An 18,093-nucleotide genomic window follows, 5' to 3' on the forward strand; every position below is an offset into this window, starting at 1 on the left:
CGCCCTGAAGAGTGCGCCCCAATGACGGACGGGAGGTTGATAATGGTCAACCCTTTCATGATGGCCACGGTGTGACTAACCGCATGTCGGAGGGCATTTTTCCATCCCGTGCCTGTTTGACAAAAATCAATCTCCCCTCCCTGGCTAGCAGCAACAATGTGCATAAGGCTTCAACTGCCCAAACGCACCGTTGCCATTAAGCGCAGGCGTTTCTGGACTACCTACGGGAGATTTGTCATGTCTGAGCAATCACGTTTCATGCTGGTCGTCTCGCCCCTGATGGAAAACAGCCCCGCGTTCGACCGGGCTGCGGCGTTGGCCAAGGCTTCGGGGGCGGCACTGCATATCGTGGCGTTCGATTACCTGGAAGGTCTGGCGACCGCCGGTATGGTCAACGAACAAGCGCTGGAGCAGATGCGCATCGGGTACGTCGAGCGCCATCGCCAGTGGCTGGAAGAACAGGCCCGCCCCTTACGCAAAATCGGAGTGCACGTCACCACTGAAGTGGTCTGGGTGGAAAGACCCTTGCAGGAAATTCTCATTCACCTCAAAGAACAGCCGATGACCGCACTGATCAAGTCACTCGAATACGAATCGCTGCTGTCACGCCTGATGTTCACGCCCCTCGATATCCATTTGCTGCGCGAATGCCCCGTGCCTTTGCATTTTGTCAGTCATGTGAAGCACGTCTTGCCGCGTAAAATTGTCGCTGCGGTTGATCCTTTCCATCGCGAAGGTCAATACGAAGGTTTTAACGACCGGATTCTGCGTGAGGCCTCAAAACTGGCGAGCACCTGTAATGCGACGCTGGATGTGATCTATGCCCATGACCTTTCATCCATCAGCGCCGACGAATTCGGTTTCGACAACGCCTCCGCGTTTTTCTCTTCAGGCAAAGCCAAGACCCTGTTCGATGCACAGGGCGACGCCTTCCGCGAACTGGCCGAGCGCAATGGCATTCCAGCGGAGAACCAGCACATGATCATGGGCAATCCGGCCAAGGTTCTTTCCAGTTACGCTGATGCCTATGACATCGACGTCATCGTCATGGGCCGTGTAGGCCATCGTGGCCTGGGCCGATTGGTCGGCAGTACGGTGGAACATCTGCTGTACAAAATGCCGTGCAGCGTGTGGGTGATTTCACCCGAAGAACTGGCTGACTGATAGTCGCCGTGATCAGGCCGCTCGCCGTGCGTTAGCTATTGCACTTCGAGCGGACGCCCTATTTTTTTGACCCCTGTGATGCCAGGTAATGTGCGACAGATTCGGCATCCGCATCAGACAGTGAATGATTCACCTGCTTCATCAGGGTGTCACGGGGGCGCTGGTCGGATCGTTGAAGAACCTTGATCTGGCGACTCATATAGTTTGCGTGTTGACCCGCCAGGCGGGGAAACCGACCATCACCCTGGCCGCCTGCACCGTGACAGGAACTGCACTGAGCGACGCCAGATTCGGGCAAGCCCTGGTGAAAGATCAACTCACCGCGCGCATCAGGCGTGTCGGCATCAGCCTTCATGGGGCTCTGGCTTGAAAAATAGTCGGCCAGTTCGGTTATCTGGGTCTCTGTCAGATGGGTAAACCCCCACATGTACTGGACCCCGATTTTATCGCTGCGAGCATGGCCCTTGAAGTCGGCCAACTGCAACTTCAGGTACTCTTTTTGCTGACCGGCCAACTTGGGAAACGCCGGCGAGACGGATTCCCCCGTCAGCCCATGGCATTGGGCGCAAACCTGGTCCGCCATGGCAATACCGGACATGGGTGATGTTGTTTGCAAAGTCTTTTCGCTCGTTCGGGTACAGCCCATGAGCGCTGCTACGCAGAGGGCCAGAGCAAGAGGTGACTGGTGGAAAATACGCGTCGTGCCAAATGCTTCCATGATCTACGCCCCTACTTTTAGCGGATCAAAACGCATCCTTCCTCTACATCAAATCCCTCTGAAAAAAGCTGCCTGATGACATCCGTTGGCTGGAGCCTAGCTAGACGCAGACCATTTACAAGGTCAGAGGCAAAGGAGCCATTCGGATCTGCATTCGGACTAACCACCATCGCGTCTGTTCATATCAGGCAGCCAACGAATACTTGATCCAGACACCTTCTCTCAAGGCGTTGAACCCTTTATTGACGAAACTCAATTATTTGTCTGGATCAAGGTGTAGGACGAGGTTCGACCACCTCCTGGAACCTGCGCGACCGGCACATGTTCGACACTCTACAGTCACTACTTCGAAGCGATGATGGCCGAACAGTTCGACGCCATGATCTGGATTGAACAGACTCAACCGGTGACAGCACTGGGAACCGGAAGACGAAACCTATCCCTTTGGCGTGTGAGGCGGATCAAGCGTTTTCAGTCGGGGCCGTGCAGATGCTTCACGAACCAGTCGCCAGCGAGTCTGGCGACTTCTGCCATGCCCCAAGACCACTAGAGCGCTGGCGTTGGTCCGCAGACGTCAAGCGGCTGATAGCGCAACGGCCCTCAGGTCGAGCTGTCGATATTTCAACTCAGTCATCGACACTCTCCTGAGCCGACGCGCGGGTGGCGGGCTCTCGCTGCCAGGCGCGCATCAACAAATCGATGACCTCTTCGTCTGAAGTCTGAGGGAAACTCAAGTACCAATAACCGATCGACATCATCCACTCGGGAATCAGTGGGCAGATCACTTCATTGACTTCACTGCGCAGCGCTTCCACCGTTTCCTGCGGTGCAACCGGCACGGCGACGACGATGCGGGACGGTGCTTGCATTCGCACCGCGTGGATTGCCGCCATCATAGAGGCCCCGGTTGCCAGGCCGTCGTCGATCAGGATCACCACCTGATCCTTGAGTTGCACAGCTGGGCGAGCGCCCCTGTACACCTGATCACGACGCAATAGCTCCTGTGTTTCGCGCGCGAGCACGGAATCGAATGCGGCCGGGGTAATGGGGTGCGCCCGCAAGGCGTCTTCATTAATGATTTGGATACCGCCATTGGCAATGGCGCCCATGGCAAATTCCGGGTGGGAGGGAACGCCCAGTTTGCGGACCAGCATCAGGTCCAGACGCACGTCCAGGGCCTTAGCCACTTCGTAGGCGACCGGAACGCCTCCACGGGGCAAGGCGAGGATGATGACATCGGGCCGATGAGCGTATTTGAGTAACGGTTCCACCAGCCGTTGACCGGCATCAGCCCGGTCCTTCAAGGTGGTTTGCAATGAGGGGCTTTGACTCATGAAAAACCTCCTCAGGCGATAACGCCTGTGGTTCGTTACAACAGGGCCTTCTCCGTTTCAGACCGCCAGAATACTGCAAGACACCTGGTACAGAATATGTTCTGTCGTGCTGCCCAGCAGCTTCTCCAGTCCGTGGTACTGGACTCTGCCCATCACGATCACATCCACCTGCTGCTTGCTGACAAAATCGCTCAGCGCCGAGACCGGGTGACCGAGAACGAAATGCCGACGGTCAGCGGGCACGCCGTTCTTACCGGCCAATTTGATGAACGACTGTTCCTCTGTTGTGCGCAGCTCGTTAGTGATGTCTGAAAGGGCCAGCCCCCCCATGTCCGCCAGATAGACGCCCGAAAGATCGCAGGCATACAGCAGGTGCAACTCGGCATCACACTGCAATGCCAGGTTGGTGGCTTGCTGAATGATCCGCTCATTCAGCTCGGTGCCTGGGGACTCGGTAGCCGAAGCGTCAACCGCCGCCACCACCTTGCGCGGCAAGGCATGACCACCACCGCCCACCAGATAGACCGGTATCGGGCAGTGGCGCAACAAATGCCAGTCCAGCGGGGTGAAGAATGCGCGTTTGAGCGCTGATTCGTGCTGCACTTCCTTGATCAGCAGGTCGGGCTGCATTTCCGTGACGTGATCAAGAATGTCTTGTTTCATGTCATCGGCCCACGTCACCTCCGTCGTCACTTCGAGCCCGAGAGCATGGAGATGGGTGGCCTGGTTCTCCAGCCAGTCGCGATGGTCCTGAAGGTAGCTTTCACGGGCTTTTTCCCGCACGCCTTCGTCCAGCAGAGACAGTATCTCCAACGGCTTGACAAACGCAGCAATATGCAAGCTCGCGCCGCTAGCCTTGGCCAGTGCGGCCGCATGGTTTATCGCAGGAGAATGGCGCAGGACCGGGTTGATGATGAGTAACAAACGTTGATATTGGCTCATGATCTGACTCCAGACAGATGGGACTCGACGTCCACCGCAGCCCCATCATTGAGGCCAGCCGTAACGCCTGCACCGGATCAGGCACCAGCGTTGATTCAGAGTCCTCTGTTGATGTCGCCCTGGCGTTGATTTATATCAAATCCCTGCGCCAACGCAGCTCAAGGAGCTCGGGGGCGCGCTGGTAAAATGGATTGAATTTTCATTTCATCGCGCTTGATCAATATCAATAAGGACGGGCCGAGCAGGATTATGTTGGCAGGATCAACCCATCGGTTCCCGACAGGAGATTGCGATGCCGACCCTACCTGCTAGTCAGCGGTTACGCTTGTACGACAGCGATGAACTCGATGGCGTGCTGCAGGCGATGGCGCGCCAAGCCGCGACATTGTTGCCGCCCGCGCAAGCGGCACTGATTGGCATCCAGCGCCGCGGCGAGCCGCTGGCACAGCGTTTACAGCAACACCTTTCACGTCAGACCGGTCAGCCAGAACTGCCTCTTTACCCTCTGAAGGTCAAGCGCTATGCCGATGACCTCAAGGTGTTGCATGCACACACGGAATTGACCGAGAACCCACTTCTGGGCGAGCTGGACCTTGTCAATACCACCCTGCTTGTTGTCGACGATGTGCTTTTTGAGGGACATTCACTCCTGCGCACCTGTGCCTATTTGGCACAACTGGGTGCTCGTCGGGTCTACACTGCGGTACTGGTTGACCGGCATGTCTGCCAGCAGCCGATCCGTGCCGACATTATCGGCGTGCACCTGCAAGTTGCCGCCCATGACATCGTCGAATGCAACGTCCCGCCCTACGAAATGGAGTTCTGCATTGAAGTTTTGCGTCATGGTGCTGCCCGATGATGGCGCAAGGGTTGCAGGGTAGTTGATGTCTACGTAAGCCATCCGGGTGAGGCCTGTTTGATAAGCCTCAAAGGAGCAAAAGCATGCTCACCGATCGCCCGCTTCTTTTTGCTCTGCAAGGCAGTGAGCACTATGCGACACGCGTCGCGCAACGGCTTGGCTGCCAACTGGCCCTTCATGAAGAGCGTGACTATGAAGATGGCGAGCATAAATGCCGACCGCTGGAGTCGGTTAACGGTCGCGAGGTCGTGGTGTTCCATTCCTTGTATGGGGATGGCCGGCAAAGCGCTAACGATAAGTTGTGTCGCCTGTTGTTCTTTTGCGCAGCCCTCAAGGATGCCGGCGCTCGCGAGGTGCAGGCAGTAACGCCCTACCTCTGCTACGGACGAAAAGATCGTCGCAGCCAGCCTCAAGACCCAACGATCACTCGCTACCTGGCGGCCATGATTGAAGCCTGCCGCGTAGATCGTCTGATTGCCCTGGAAGTGCATAATCCAGCCGCGTTCGACAATGCCTTTCGCATTCCGACCTGGAACTTGCAGTGCACCGAATTGTTCGCCCGGCATTTCGCCAGGTTCGTCGGCGACACCGACGTGGTGGCGGTGTCCCCTGATTCCGGTGGTATCAAGCGCGCTGAACAATTTCGTCAGGCCCTCGAACGACAACTGGGACGCTCAGTGGGCAGTGCGCTGATGGAAAAGCACCGTGCTCACACGACGCTGACGGGCACCCTCTTGGTTGGCGAAGTCTCGGGTAAGACAGCCATTGTTTTCGATGACCTGATCAGTACCGGCGAAACGCTGAAACATGCGGGCCTTGCCTGTCAAAACGCTGGAGCCACCCGACTGTTCGCAGCGGCGACCCATGGTTTGTTCACTACGGGCAGCCATCTGTTCGACCAGCCGCTTTTCGAGCACATTGCGATCTCTGACAGCTTACCTCCATTTCGCCTGCCCACCGAGTGCGTGACGCAACATTTGCACGTACTCGACAGCACCGCCCTGATAGCCACCTTGCTGGCTGAAAATGGACGATTTGGTACCGTCTGAACAGATGATGTTGCCGACCAAAGACAATGGGGAGTGCCTGCAGTTGAAAAAGATCAAAATCAACACAGCATTCACACTGATTGAGCCGGGACCGGTTGTTTTCGTCACCACAAATGATGGCCAGAAGAACAACATCATGACTGTCTCGTGGACCATGGTGATGGGCTTCACGCCGATTTTCGCCATCACCACCGGCCCCTGGAACTATTCATACGCAGCGCTTCTGAAAACCAAGGAGTGCGTCATTTCGATACCCTCCGTCGATTTGATCGATCGCGTTATTGGTGTGGGAACCTGTTCCGGTGCCGACACCGACAAGTTTGCAACATTCGGATTGACGCCCGTGAAAGGCAAACATGTCGGGTCACCCTTGATTAAGGAATGCCTGGCAAATATCGAATGCAAGGTTGTCGATATCATCGAGAAACACAATATTGTTGTCCTCGAAGGCCTCGCCGCCTACATCGACGATTCACCCAAAGAGACACGAACCATTCATTCAGTGGGTGATGGTTCCTTCGTCGTGGACGGACGCACATTGGATAGAAGAAAAATGATGCAAGCGAAACTTCCAGAGGGTGTCTAGGTGTTGGGCGATCGCCGTCACCATCCATTCAAATGGACTCGCCCTGCGTCCTTATCAGTCAATCCAGCGGATCTCTGGTTCCTTGTGCGCGCCTCATCACTCACGGTAAAGATCAACAATTCGATCAACGGTCCGGTTCCCAAGCAGGGATGCAAGTTATTGATACATAAGAACTATCAACTACGCAGTCGACAGGATGGCGTACTACAAACATTTGCTTACGAATTAGCAGCTCGCAAAAGACCGAGTCTGGAACTACAAGTGATAGGTTGAGCGGCCTGAACTGGCCATGAGATGCACAACCTGAATTATGCGCATCCCCCTACCCACCTTCCCTGCCTTCGGGGCTTATGTCGCCCTTTTCTGCCTGTTTTCGGTCGCATGGTTCACCCATCCTGCTCCGGAACACTCGTCCTTCGCCTTGATGAATCCCGTAAAGGCTGTGACTGATCAAGTCGCCAAACCCATCTATACCAGTCGTTTTGCCTCATCCGGGCTGGTGGACTTCGTGCATTCCTCGGCGGTAACCGCCTTGCCAGACGGTAGCCTGATGGCGGTCTGGTTCGCCGGCACCCGCGAAGGCGCAGCCGACGTGCAGGTGCGTTCTGCACGCTTCGACGCGAATACCGGCGAATGGGGTGCCGAGCAGGTATTGGCGACGCGGAAATCGACCCAACAGGGCACTGGAAAATACATCCGCAAGCTGGGCAACCCGGTTGTCGCGCTCGCACCGGACGGACGCCTCTGGTTGTTCTACGTGTCGGTGTCCATGGGGGGCTGGGCCGGTAGTGCGGTCAACGTGATGGTCTCTGACGACTATGGTCGCCAATGGTCCGAACCACGCCAATTGATCACTTCACCCTTTCTGAACATCAGCACCCTGGTACGTTCGGCCCCGGTGTTTCATGCCGACGGTTCCATCGGTTTACCGGTCTACCACGAATTTCTCGGCAAATTTTCCGAGTACCTGTACCTGAGCGCAGACGGCGATGTGATCGATAAATTCCGCATCAGCCACGGCAACAATTCATTGCAACCCACGGTCGTTCCGCTGGACGGACGGCGCGGTATCGCCTTGTTGCGCTATGCCGGAAACACCCATCACCGTGTGCTGGCGACCCGCACTGAAGACGCCGGGCAAACCTGGAGCGAACCCTACCCGCTCGACCCCTCCAATCCGAACTCCTCGTTGGCAGCCATCGCCACGCCCGAACACGGATTGCTGGTGGCGCTCAATGATTTGCAGGAGGGCCGATTCAAACTGAGTCTTTATGGTACCGACGCAAAAATGGACGATTGGCGTTCGCTGCGGGACCTCGACAAATCGCCTGATCCTGAAGGCGATACGTTTTCGCCCGAGGCTTACAAGGAAATCATCGGCAGAGAGTTTCGCGGTTCCAGTGGTGCACTGCGCCAACCGCTGGAGGCGCAGTTCCTGAACAACCTCGACAGCAGGGTCTGTAAGGCGCAAGGCTGCAGTTTCGAATATGAATACCCGTACTTCATCCGAAGTCCCGACGGTATGTATCACCTGGTTTATTCCTGGAACAACACCTTCATCAAGCACGTCACCTTCAACGATGCATGGTTATCGGAGCGTGCCAAATGATCAACCTGTGGCAAGCCCATATCAGCTTCACCCTGATCATCTTTCTGTTGCTGCCTTCGTTTGGTTTAAAGCGGACTGCGAGGATCGCGCTGTTGGTGGCATTGCTGGCAGCCAGCTTCATACCGCTGGATGGCTTGTCGTTGGCTGCGTACTTGCGCAGCCACATCGATGACCTGGCGGTCACGACATTGGTGTTCATGGTGTGGGGCTGTTTGCGTCGACTGGGTTTCCTGCCGCCTGCGCAGCAAGGCACGACCAGCGTATTGATCATCTTCGCTGCGATGGCGTTGGTGCTCTACCCCGCAACGCTGGGGTTGAGTTATCTGGACCCTTACCGGCTTGGCTTCAGTCCGCGCCCGATGCTGATCTTCGTCGCACTGCTCACGGCAGGCCTGTTTTATGTACGCAGTTACCTGGCCGTCGTGATGCTGGCGAGTGCAACCCTGGCCTTCGTCGTCGGGGTAAAACCTTCACATAACTATTGGGATTACCTGGTTGATCCGCTGCTGGGCCTGTATTGCTGCGCGGCACTGCTGACGCTGGCAGTGCGTTGGTCGTATGGCTGGCGGAACACGCTGCGTGGCTCAGTGAAAGACTCCGGATCCGTTTGAGATTCAACGACGTTTTTAACAGGGGAACAGGGATGGGTTGGCTGCAATCAAGACGTTTGCATTATTGGCTAGGCGCGACAGCGATCGCGTTTGTGTTGTTTGCATTGCTGCGGGTGGTGTTCTTTTTCGGTTTTTCCGGTTTCGACGCCAACGCATTGAGCGACGACCGTACCGTCCTGGAAACCCTGGGCATCGGCTTTCGTTTCGATCTGCGCCTGGCCATCCTGGTCATGTTGCCAATGGCGTTGCTGGCCTGGATTCCGCGTTGGAATCTCGTCAGCAGCCGCCTGCTTCGCCAATTGGCACGCGTGTATGTGTCCATCGCCATGGGCGCCCTGCTGCTGATCTATATCGTAGATTTTGGCCATTACGCCTACTTGGGTGTGAGGATCAACGCCACCGTGCTGCGCTTCATCGAAGACGCGCAAATATCCCGTGACATGGTCTGGCAAACCTACCCGGTCATCTGGATTTCACTGGGGTGGCTGGCAACAGTCGCACTGGTGACTTTGGCTCTGGTGCGCCTGGAGCGTGTGACGCTGGACCGGCCCCGCAAAGCCATTCACCCGCTCTCCGCCACCTGGGGTGGCGCGTTGATGGTCGTGTTGGTACTGCTTGGCATCCTGGGCCGTGTCGAGAACATGAACCTCGAAAACCCTGTCCCGTTGCGCTGGAGCGATGCGTTCTTCTCCGGCAATAACCAGGTCGCAGCGCTGGGCTTGAACCCGGTGATTTTCCTCTACGACACGGTCAAGGTCGGCCAATCACGCTATGACGAAGCGCAGGTGCGTGACCACTACGCCGTGATGTCCAAATACCTGGGCGTCGAACAACCCGACTCGCAAACCCTGAATTTTGTCCGTCACCAGGCACCACAACCCTACAAAGTATCGAGCACACGAGCGCCGAACGTGATGTTTGTCATGCTCGAGTCGCTGGGTACCAGTGCCGTCGGCGCGTATGGCAACCCGATCAATCCGACGCCCAACATTGATCGACTGGCCACGCAGAGCTGGTTTTTCGAGCACTTCTATGTTCCGGTCACCGGGACCGCAAAAACCGTTTGGGCCAGCATTAGCGGGGTCCCGGACGTCACTCGACAGGAAACCGCGACGCGTAATCCGCTGATTACCAAACAGCACACATTGATCAACGCCTTCACCGGATACGAGAAGATCTACACCATTGGCGGCAACTCCGGTTGGGCCAACATGAACGCCTTGATTCGGCAGAGTATCGACGGGGTTCGTTTGTTCGAAGAGCGGGACTGGAAATCTCCGGTAGTGGATGTCTGGGGGATTTCCGATCTGGATCTGTTCAAGGAAACCGACAAGATCCTGCAGGCACTGCCCAAGGACAAACCGTTCTTTGCCTATGTGCAGACGGCCGGCAACCATCGTCCGTTCACGATTCCCAAGAGCAATGATGGGTTCGAGGTCAAGCACCCTACCCTGGAGGAAGTCCAGGCCGCAGGATCGCGCAGTGTCGAACAGTACAACGCCGTGCGTTTGCTGGACTTCAACATTGGACGCTTGATGGAAATTGCCAAGGAAGGTGGTTACTACGACAACACCATTTTCGTGCTGTTTGGCGACCATAACACCCGCATCGCCCAGATCCCTTTCCTGGCACCGGCTTATGAACAACTGGGCCTGGAAAGCAACGCGGTGCCGATGATCATCCATGCACCGGGCCTGCTCGGCACGCGGACCGTCAAGGAAGCCGTCGGCCTGGTGGATTTACTGCCAACCGTGGCCGGCATGGCCGGCCTGGAATTTCGCAACAGTGGCCTGGGGCGTGATATTCAGCAGCCTGCGCCCGAGGGTGAACGCGTGGTGCCACTGGTGCTGCGTGAAGGCACGTTCCCGTTGATTGCGGGCGTCACTCAACACTACATGGTGCAGATGCAGCACGACGGCAGCTCGCCGACGCTGCACGACCTGGCCTCACCGACGCCGCTGGACAACGTGGCCGGGCAGAACCCTGAAGAGTTCAAACGCCTGGTGCAACTGACCCGCGGCCTGCATGAAACTTCAAGATTGATGCTGTACCAGAACGTGCGCAAGTAGCCGGGATCGTCAGTCCGATTGCCTCGGGGCCGGACTACCGCGCCGGCCCCGATAGCATGCACGCACTATTGTTTACTCGCGATTCTCGCCCCGCCCTTCCTTCCTGTCCTCCGGATGGACCTTGAGATAGCTGCTGACGGCGACGCCTAATGTCGGAAAGAACGCAGCTTCGCCAAACCGCTCGAAAAGCCCGAATCGCTTCAACTTGTCTTTGACGGGGTCCTTCATCTCGGCCACGCATAGCGTGATACCTGCCGCGCTCAAGGTTTCGTTCAGTTCGGCCAACATGTCGGCGGACGTCACATCCACGCTGGTGACCGGTTCCGCTGCTACCACCAGCCAGCAAACCGGCGTGGGCGATGTCGCCACGGCGTCCAGCACTCGGTCATGAAACAATTCTGCGTTGGCAAAAAACAACGGGGCATCCCAGCGAAACAGCACCAGACCGGGAATAAGATGCGCATCCGGATAACGCGTGATGTCGTGATAGCCCTGGACGCCTTTGGCGCGACCCAAAACCGCAGAATACGGACGCCAGGCATCCCATAGAAACTCGATCACGGCTACGACGATGGCCAGGCCAATGCCCTCGATGGCGCCGAATACGGCCACACCTGCCGTACAAACGATCGATAACCAGAATTCCCAGCGCTGGATACGATAAATCCGTCGCAGGTCGGCGACTTCGATCAGGCCGATCGCCGATGCGATGACCACCGCCGCCAGTGCGCTGGTGGGCAGGTTCTTCAGCAAATCCGGGGCAAACATCAGCAATAAAGCAACCGCCAGCGCGCCCACCACGCCGGTGAGTTGGGTTCGGGCGCCTGCGGCCTCGGCAACGGGCGTCCGTGACGAACTGCTGCTGATGGGAAAGCCCTGGAACAAGCCGCCGGCAAGGTTGGCGATGCCGAGTCCTACCATCTCCTGGTTTGGGTCGACATAGGTCCGGGTCCGCGCCGCATAGACACGCGAGAGCACGCTGGTGTCGGCAAACGATACAAGCGCAACGGCACAACCTCCGATCAGCACAGGAACAATATCGGCGCTGCGGATCCAGGGGATGGCAAACGCCGGCAAGCCTTGGGGCACAGAACCGAGGATCGCCACATCGTGGGCTGCAAGGTCCAGCACGCCAACGGCGACGGTGGCTCCTGCCACAGCGATCAGAATCCCCGGCACGCGTTTTTTGTCCTTGAGCAACAAGATGACCGCCACAGTGGCAGCCCCGATCATGAAGGTGGTCCAGTTGGTTTTTCCATCCATCACCGAGGTGGCAATGGCCCACAGGTTGCGCAACGGTCCGTCGGTTTCGATCGAAAAGCCGAAAAAGCTGGGCAGTTGACTGATCAATACCGTCAGCGCGATGCCGTTCATGTAGCCATAGCGGATCGGTTTGGAAAGCAGCTCGGTGACGAAACCCAGCCGCGCCACACCGGCCAGGATGCACACCGTCCCCGAGACGATCGCCATCATGCCGGCCAGGGCGATCGCGCGATGCGGATCACCACCGGACAGCGGCAGAACGACAGCGAGAATGACGGCTGCCAATGAGGAATCCGGCCCCAGCACCAGGATTCGGCTGGGGCCGAACAACGCATAAGCGAGCAATGGAACAATGGTCGCGTAAAGGCCATAAATGCCGGGCACCCCCGATGCCACCGCGTAGGCGATACCGACGGGCACCAGCATGGTGGTGAGCACGAGTCCGGCCACAATGTCGTGCTGCAACCATGCCATCTTATAGCGGCCCAACGTCCGCAGCCCCGGCAGCCAACGGCGCCAGCCGGTTTGATCGCCAGTATGCCTGCGCATAATCCGACCCGGTTCAGGAACGGGAGGCAGATCATCCGAATCGCTCATGAGACTTTAGCCCTCAGGGTTAACAAGTAGCGTGCGGTATGTGTGAAAAAAGCTCGAGACGTATGGTGATCAAACGTCGCAAATTCATAAATGTTCGCCGGTCAAACGATGTTCTTCTCTTGAGCCCCAGCAGATGATGTCAATGTGCCTTTATTGCAACTGACGCTAACCTCTCGATCGCTATCGCTTAGCTGACTCAGGAATTACGGACTATGGGAAGCTGGAAAATCAGGACTCATCTGCTTGTGCTCACCAGCACTTTGCTACTGGGTTTGCTGTGTGTCGGCGGGCTTGGACTCTTGGGAATGCAATCCGCTGTACGCAGTCTGGAGACTGTATATCTCGATCGAGTCGTGCCGCTGCGGGACTTGAAAAAAATCGCTGACCTGTACGCCGTGGACATCGTGGATGCCACCCACAAGGCACGCAATGGCAACTTCACCAACGCTGAATCACTGACCCGGATAGAGCAAGCGCAGAGGGAAATTGATCACACGTGGCAAGCGTACAAATCGACGCAACTGATCCCGGCAGAAACTCGTTTAATCGCGCAAATCAATCCGCTGATGGAAGCCACCCACGGGCCATTGCAAAATTTGCAGGGCATGCTGCGCCAGAACGACAACGCCGGTCTCGCACGCTTCGCGACCGATCAGTTGTACCCATTGATCGATCCCTTGTCAGCCAAGTTTTCCGAGTTGATCGAGGTTCAACTGGTGGAGGCCAAGACCCAGTTCGAGCAGAACCAGATCGCCTATACCTCCAGTCTCCGATTCAGCCTGTTGATTCTGGCATTGGCGCTGATCGCAGGCGTGGCCTACACGTTTTTGTTCTCCCGACTGTTGAGCCGCCAGCTCGGGGCCGAACCCGCAGAACTTGCCGCCATCAGTTCGAACATCGCCCAAGGGAAACTCGCCGCTACGCAATTTGACCAGCAACAGCAGTCGACGGGGGTGCTGCACTCCGTCCAGGCGATGCGCCACAGCTTGAGCGACATGATCGGCAAGATCAGCCAGGCCTCCGAGCAGATCGAGGGTGCGACGCTGCAACTGTCTGCATCTTCCGAACAAGGATTGAGCAGCGCCGCCCTGCAAAGCGAGACAGCCTCCTCCATGGCGGCTACGGTAGAAGAGCTTTCCGTCAGCATCACTCACATCGCCGACAATGCTCGACAGGCTCAGAGCACCGCGCAGAAAGCGGGCGAAATCACCCGCGAAGGCATGGAGGTCATGCAAGCATCCATCCAGGAAATGGACCAGATTGCCGATCTGGTTGCACAAAGCTCATCGGACATCGATCAACTGGCGGTTCAGTCGAATGACATCAGTCTGATTGTAGCGGTGATTCGGGGCATCGCCGAACAGACCAATCTACTGGCCCTCAATGCCGCCATCGAAGCGGCGCGTGCGGGTGAACAGGGTCGCGGCTTCGCCGTGGTCGCCGATGAAGTGCGCAGCCTGGCTGCCCGCACTGCCCAATCCACCACGGAAATCGTGGCCTTGGTCAATGCCATACAAAACGGCATGGTCAAAGCCAAAGACAGCATGGCCGCTGGCTGTGAACGCGTGACCCATGGCCAGAAACTGGTCGAAAGCGCGGGCCTTTCCATGGGCAGAATCAAGGGGGCACTGGACGATTCCCTTGCGGCCGTCAGTTTCATATCTTTGTCGCTCCAGGAACAACGCGCCGCCAGTGAGCAGGTTGCCTGCAACGTCGAAAGAGTGGCGCAAAGTGTAGAAGAGAACGCCACAGCCCAAGGCGGGATCGTTCGAACGACCCAGGAACTCAAGGCAATGTCCGACGGACTGGGCGTTATTCTGCAGCGGTTCAGTCTCTAAAAGGCCCGGCCCCCGTCAAACCATCAACGGCCGTTTGAATGCTATGACGGGGGGTGGTAATGAGCATTTTTCACACCTTGGCTTCAAGGTCTTATATTTGCTTAACCCGCGCTACCTGATGATACAAGGGCGGATAGTGGACCCACCGTGTTTTCCAGGGTGCCCACCAAGTCATTCGGAGCACTACGATCAAGGAAATAAAAGCGGTCACCCAGCCTGAATATCCAACAATCTCCCCAAACATCACTCCAAGCGTTGCTACTCCTTGTGCACTCCCTACCCAGGCATCGAAGCAAAACAGCGCCCCCAGACCAAATATCAATACGCCGAGTTCGTGTTTGGTTTCATCCTCCTTTTTCACGGCTTCACATTTGGACTTGTACAGTTCCCATGCAAAATCATCGTTCTCTTTGAAGGCATGCTCCTTCAATTCCGACATCAAGACATAACCAAATGGTCGGTTTGAAGACACATCAGTGGAATCAAGCTTCTCCCATGGAACGAACACGCCAATAGCTCTGAAAAAATTCGCAGAGAATGGAATGAAAAGTGAAACTGTCAAACAAAAAGCAGCCACACCCACGAGGATTATTCCCGCGTGTTTCCACATTTCATCCGTCGACAGCGACAAGCTCATGAGGTTTTTCCCTGCACAGAATGCTAGGGCTGCATCCAGGAAAAGCACCACGTAAGTCAACTGAATCCCCCATCGAAGCTCCCACGCTTTTTCAATGAAACTTGCCGAAAAATCAGCGATGGCACTATCAGACTTTGTAACGCTCTTGGTCATATCTAACTTCCATTACATCACGGATGGTTTTGGCAGCAGGGATACTAACCAATGAAAGAGCGGCTTCCGTAAAATCGTTAGCCTCCCAGATTACCGATTGCCCGGAAAATGCAACCGCCATTCCTTCGGAAAACCAAGTTTGGATGGCGTACAGGTTTTTCCTCCCGAGCAACTGCTGTTGGAAAATATGCACCATTTCATGGGGAATGAGCTGTTGAGTTCGCTGTCGGTCAAGCGGGTTGAAATCGAGGGCAAGCTTTCGCACCTGCAGTGGGTTCTGCCCTCGAAACCTGAAGCCAGGGCCAGCCAATCAATCCTCTGCCGGCCTTCTGAACACCAGCAACTTCCCGGTGGCGCGCTGCACCACCTTGTCATTCTGATTCAGCGTTTCCATGAACAGCGTCACCACGCCCCGATCCGGTTTCGAGGCCGACGGATCGATGGCCTGCACGGTGCTGAACAGGCGCAGCACGTCATCCGGATAAGTCGGCGTCGGCCAACTCAGTTCGATGCCCAGGCCGATGATGCCGTCCGCCAGGGGTACGCTGGCCACGAGCATCTTCATGGTCAGGGCCGCGGTGTTCCAGCCGCTGGCCGCCAGGCCACCGAACAGGCTCAACCCGGCCTCTTCAGCGCTCAGGTGAAAGGGTTGCGGGTCGTACTCGCGAGCAAACGCCAGCATCGCTTCCCGGTGGACGCGAACAGGGTCGCTTTCAAATTCCTGACCCAGGCTCAGGTCATCGAGATACAGTTTTTCCCACGAATGCGCGGTCATGATTCATGCCTCCGCAGTGGATTATGAATAGCCGATGTCGCTGAGATCGATGGCCACCAGCAAGGCGTCCTTGTCCGCCTGGCCATCAGCCTTGCGTCGATAGGCGCGCCGCTTGCCGGGCATGCACAAGCCATCGGCTTCGACATAGCCATGAACGTACTGGGCGGCAGGCAGGCCACCGCTGACGTCAACGTTGTAGTCGTGTCGACGTAGCAGAAAGTCTTCACCGAAGTAGAAATCCTGTACGGCGCAGTGCGTGGCAACGTTCTCGGGAAAGGCCACCCGCAATCGCCGCCAACGCTGAGTGCCCTCGCGCCAGGTCTCGACCTCCTCGGTCAAGACACCCGGCCAGGTGAACTGGAAAGGCATGGTCAGGTAGGACCAGAGTGCATAACCGTTGAAGTACGCGCGGTGCAGCGGATCCCAGGGACTGTTTTCCTCATGGTCGCGGAAGGACGCTCGGGGTGTTGATCGCTCGGCAATGACCTTGCCGGCGGTGTTTTCGATGGCGATGCGATCCGGGGTGTAGGCCGTGAACTGATCGGCCGCGCCAAAGGGCGTCACCGAGGCCCGCTGTTCATGCAGCCAGACTGTCATCTTGCGTGGCGCGCTGTCCTGAGTCAGCCCTTTCATTGCCCAGAGCGAGCCACCGGTCACAATCGTGGCGCGTACCTGGCTGAAGCTGTTCCAGCGTTCCAGACCACCGTGGGCGACAAGTACCTGATTCAGCAGTTCATCACGCTGCGCAGTCATGCTGGCGGCCCTCCTTCCTCCGGTGGTCGATCCCGTACCCATTGCCAGAATAATTGATACCCGACCGCGAGCACTACCGGGCCGATGAACAGCCCGATGATGCCGCTGGTGACCATCCCGCCAAGGGCGCCGATCAGCACCACTGGCATCGGTACATCGACCCCGCGCCCCAACAGCAGCGGTTTGAGTACGTTATCCACCAGGCCGGCAACGAAGACGTAGAGGGCGAACACGATCGTCGCGGTATTGGCGCCCTCGGTGGCAAACACAAAGGCAATCACTGGAATCGTGATGAGCGTCGCCGGCAATTGCATGATGCCGAGCAACAGCACCGCCAGGGCCAGCAAACCGGCGCCGGGGATACCCTTGAAGACAAAACCGAGCCCCACCAGCAGCATCTGGATGAACGCGATCCCGACCACGCCCAACGCCACCGCACGGATCGTCGCGGTGCACAGCGCGGCGATTTTTGGCCCTCTGACCGGGCCGCTGACGCGCGAGGCAATCTGCACCGCGCTGCGGCTGCCGCTCTCGCCATGGGCCATGAAAATACCGGCAATGATCAAGGCAAAAATGAAGGTCAGGAAGCCCATGCCGACGCCGGCCAGCTTGCTCAACAGGGTCAGGCTGGCATGTTTGATCTGCGGGATGTATTTGGCGGTCAGGTCGGGAAGATTGGTTGAGGCCTGAAGCCACAAATCAGACAGCGACTGCCCCACCAGCGGCCAACTGGCGACTGATTCGGAGGGTGGTGGAATGTGGAAATCGCCGCCCTTGACCAATTCCATCACATGCTCGACCGAGTCGGCAATCGAGGTGCCCAGCAGGTAGATCGGCACCATCAGGATGACAATGGCGACGAGAATGATCAGCGTCGCGATACGCCCTTCTTTTTGCCCCAGCGGCCCCTTCAGCCGCTCTTGCAGCGGGTAAAGGGTGATCGCCAGGATCAGCGACCACAGCATCAGGTCGCGGAACGGGCTGAAGATTTCAAAGCAGAACAGCACCAGAACCGCGATCAGCCCGGCCCGGATAAAGACATCGAGCAGCGTGCGCGTCAGCGTTTTATCCGAGAACGACGAGGGCTCCATGGATGCCTCCCTGATCACTGCGGTACGGGATCGGTTAGCCCAGCA

Annotated in this window: 17 protein-coding genes; 8 read left to right on the top strand and 9 right to left on the bottom strand. The window is 57.2% G+C overall.

The features are described 5' to 3' along the window. Positions 1-237: 237 nt before the first annotated feature. A complete protein-coding gene (locus tag F8N43_RS06110; RefSeq protein WP_150636527.1) occupies positions 238-1,164 on the top strand; it encodes a universal stress protein in 927 nt (308 codons plus the stop codon). Between the two features lie 58 nt (positions 1,165-1,222). Here the strand turns inward: F8N43_RS06110 and F8N43_RS06115 are convergent, their stop codons facing one another. The 3 genes from F8N43_RS06115 to F8N43_RS06130 all read right to left on the bottom strand — a co-directional run bounded on the left by F8N43_RS06115 (position 1,223) and on the right by F8N43_RS06130 (position 4,158). Continuing rightward, on the bottom strand, positions 1,223-1,882 hold the full coding sequence (locus F8N43_RS06115; RefSeq protein WP_150653405.1) for a c-type cytochrome: 660 nt from the start codon (positions 1,880-1,882) through the stop codon (positions 1,223-1,225). Positions 1,883-2,508: 626 nt separating this feature from the next. Further along, complete coding sequence (locus F8N43_RS06125; protein ID WP_150653406.1) at positions 2,509-3,216, bottom strand: phosphoribosyltransferase; 708 nt, start codon at positions 3,214-3,216, stop codon at positions 2,509-2,511. A gap of 57 nt (positions 3,217-3,273) precedes the next feature. Next, positions 3,274-4,158, bottom strand: a complete 885-nt coding sequence (locus F8N43_RS06130; RefSeq protein ID WP_150653407.1) for a universal stress protein — start codon at positions 4,156-4,158, stop codon at positions 3,274-3,276. A 292-nt stretch (positions 4,159-4,450) separates the two neighbouring features. On the opposite strand from F8N43_RS06130, the gene F8N43_RS06135 reads away from it, so the two are divergent. The 6 genes from F8N43_RS06135 (at position 4,451) to F8N43_RS06160 (ending at position 10,941) form a co-directional block, all read left to right on the top strand. Then, positions 4,451-5,017, top strand: a complete 567-nt coding sequence (locus F8N43_RS06135; RefSeq protein WP_150653408.1) for a phosphoribosyltransferase family protein — start codon at positions 4,451-4,453, stop codon at positions 5,015-5,017. 83 nt (positions 5,018-5,100) lie between these two features. Continuing rightward, positions 5,101-6,066 carry a ribose-phosphate diphosphokinase gene (locus F8N43_RS06140; RefSeq protein ID WP_150629503.1) on the top strand — a complete coding sequence of 322 codons (966 nt, stop codon included), beginning with the start codon at positions 5,101-5,103 and terminating at the stop codon, positions 6,064-6,066. Continuing rightward, complete coding sequence (locus tag F8N43_RS06145; RefSeq protein ID WP_224787789.1) at positions 6,044-6,652, top strand: flavin reductase family protein; 609 nt, start codon at positions 6,044-6,046, stop codon at positions 6,650-6,652. Before F8N43_RS06140 ends, F8N43_RS06145 begins: the two co-directional genes overlap by 23 nt. Before the next feature lie 310 nt (positions 6,653-6,962). Then, positions 6,963-8,261: a sialidase family protein gene (locus tag F8N43_RS06150; RefSeq protein WP_150636511.1), complete on the top strand. Its 1,299-nt coding sequence runs from the start codon at positions 6,963-6,965 to the stop codon at positions 8,259-8,261. Beyond that, complete coding sequence (locus tag F8N43_RS06155; RefSeq protein ID WP_150629507.1) at positions 8,258-8,872, top strand: hypothetical protein; 615 nt, start codon at positions 8,258-8,260, stop codon at positions 8,870-8,872. Before F8N43_RS06150 ends, F8N43_RS06155 begins: the two co-directional genes overlap by 4 nt. Before the next feature lie 32 nt (positions 8,873-8,904). Then, positions 8,905-10,941 (top strand): LTA synthase family protein, encoded by a 2,037-nt coding sequence (locus F8N43_RS06160; protein WP_150629509.1) that lies wholly within the window; start codon positions 8,905-8,907, stop codon positions 10,939-10,941. Between the two features lie 72 nt (positions 10,942-11,013). Here the strand turns inward: F8N43_RS06160 and F8N43_RS06165 are convergent, their stop codons facing one another. Then, on the bottom strand, positions 11,014-12,801 hold the full coding sequence (locus F8N43_RS06165) for a SulP family inorganic anion transporter (RefSeq protein ID WP_150653409.1): 1,788 nt from the start codon (positions 12,799-12,801) through the stop codon (positions 11,014-11,016). Between the two features lie 212 nt (positions 12,802-13,013). Here F8N43_RS06165 and F8N43_RS06170 point away from each other — a divergent pair, with 212 nt between their 5' ends. Beyond that, positions 13,014-14,639, top strand: coding sequence for a methyl-accepting chemotaxis protein (locus F8N43_RS06170; protein ID WP_150653410.1), 1,626 nt, complete (start codon positions 13,014-13,016; stop codon positions 14,637-14,639). A 91-nt stretch (positions 14,640-14,730) separates the two neighbouring features. On the opposite strand, the gene F8N43_RS06175 is transcribed toward F8N43_RS06170, so the two are convergent. The 5 genes from F8N43_RS06175 to F8N43_RS06195 are packed head-to-tail and all read right to left on the bottom strand — an operon-like array spanning position 14,731 to position 18,048. Continuing rightward, positions 14,731-15,429, bottom strand: a complete 699-nt coding sequence (locus F8N43_RS06175) for a hypothetical protein (RefSeq protein ID WP_150629515.1) — start codon at positions 15,427-15,429, stop codon at positions 14,731-14,733. Then, entirely contained in the window at positions 15,404-15,739 is a 336-nt protein-coding gene (locus tag F8N43_RS06180) for a hypothetical protein (RefSeq protein WP_150653411.1), read from the bottom strand. The genes F8N43_RS06175 and F8N43_RS06180 overlap by 26 nt, the downstream gene beginning before the upstream one ends. Beyond that, positions 15,740-16,204, bottom strand: coding sequence for a MaoC family dehydratase (locus F8N43_RS06185; protein ID WP_150629519.1), 465 nt, complete (start codon positions 16,202-16,204; stop codon positions 15,740-15,742). It lies immediately after the preceding gene. Between the two features lie 21 nt (positions 16,205-16,225). Then, entirely contained in the window at positions 16,226-16,957 is a 732-nt protein-coding gene (locus F8N43_RS06190; protein ID WP_150629521.1) for a hypothetical protein, read from the bottom strand. Next, positions 16,954-18,048: an AI-2E family transporter gene (locus tag F8N43_RS06195; RefSeq protein WP_150629523.1), complete on the bottom strand. Its 1,095-nt coding sequence runs from the start codon at positions 18,046-18,048 to the stop codon at positions 16,954-16,956. The genes F8N43_RS06190 and F8N43_RS06195 overlap by 4 nt, the downstream gene beginning before the upstream one ends. Positions 18,049-18,093: the final 45 nt, after the last annotated feature.

Source organism: Pseudomonas fluorescens (assembly GCF_902498065.1).
GTDB lineage: Bacteria > Pseudomonadota > Gammaproteobacteria > Pseudomonadales > Pseudomonadaceae > Aquipseudomonas > Aquipseudomonas fluorescens_BJ.

What these genes read in the sequence shown, in the direction of transcription:
- F8N43_RS06110 (WP_150636527.1), top strand. Translation starts at nt 238, where the DNA reads ATGTCTGAGCAATCACGTTTCATGCTGGTCGTCTCGCCCCTGATGGAA.
- F8N43_RS06115 (WP_150653405.1), bottom strand. Translation starts at nt 1,882, where the DNA reads ATGGAAGCATTTGGCACGACGCGTATTTTCCACCAGTCACCTCTTGCT.
- F8N43_RS06125 (WP_150653406.1), bottom strand. Translation starts at nt 3,216, where the DNA reads ATGAGTCAAAGCCCCTCATTGCAAACCACCTTGAAGGACCGGGCTGAT.
- F8N43_RS06130 (WP_150653407.1), bottom strand. Translation starts at nt 4,158, where the DNA reads ATGAGCCAATATCAACGTTTGTTACTCATCATCAACCCGGTCCTGCGC.
- F8N43_RS06135 (WP_150653408.1), top strand. Translation starts at nt 4,451, where the DNA reads ATGCCGACCCTACCTGCTAGTCAGCGGTTACGCTTGTACGACAGCGAT.
- F8N43_RS06140 (WP_150629503.1), top strand. Translation starts at nt 5,101, where the DNA reads ATGCTCACCGATCGCCCGCTTCTTTTTGCTCTGCAAGGCAGTGAGCAC.
- F8N43_RS06145 (WP_224787789.1), top strand. Translation starts at nt 6,044, where the DNA reads ATGGACGATTTGGTACCGTCTGAACAGATGATGTTGCCGACCAAAGAC.
- F8N43_RS06150 (WP_150636511.1), top strand. Translation starts at nt 6,963, where the DNA reads ATGCGCATCCCCCTACCCACCTTCCCTGCCTTCGGGGCTTATGTCGCC.
- F8N43_RS06155 (WP_150629507.1), top strand. Translation starts at nt 8,258, where the DNA reads ATGATCAACCTGTGGCAAGCCCATATCAGCTTCACCCTGATCATCTTT.
- F8N43_RS06160 (WP_150629509.1), top strand. Translation starts at nt 8,905, where the DNA reads ATGGGTTGGCTGCAATCAAGACGTTTGCATTATTGGCTAGGCGCGACA.
- F8N43_RS06165 (WP_150653409.1), bottom strand. Translation starts at nt 12,801, where the DNA reads ATGAGCGATTCGGATGATCTGCCTCCCGTTCCTGAACCGGGTCGGATT.
- F8N43_RS06170 (WP_150653410.1), top strand. Translation starts at nt 13,014, where the DNA reads ATGGGAAGCTGGAAAATCAGGACTCATCTGCTTGTGCTCACCAGCACT.
- F8N43_RS06175 (WP_150629515.1), bottom strand. Translation starts at nt 15,429, where the DNA reads ATGACCAAGAGCGTTACAAAGTCTGATAGTGCCATCGCTGATTTTTCG.
- F8N43_RS06185 (WP_150629519.1), bottom strand. Translation starts at nt 16,204, where the DNA reads ATGACCGCGCATTCGTGGGAAAAACTGTATCTCGATGACCTGAGCCTG.
- F8N43_RS06190 (WP_150629521.1), bottom strand. Translation starts at nt 16,957, where the DNA reads ATGACTGCGCAGCGTGATGAACTGCTGAATCAGGTACTTGTCGCCCAC.
- F8N43_RS06195 (WP_150629523.1), bottom strand. Translation starts at nt 18,048, where the DNA reads ATGGAGCCCTCGTCGTTCTCGGATAAAACGCTGACGCGCACGCTGCTC.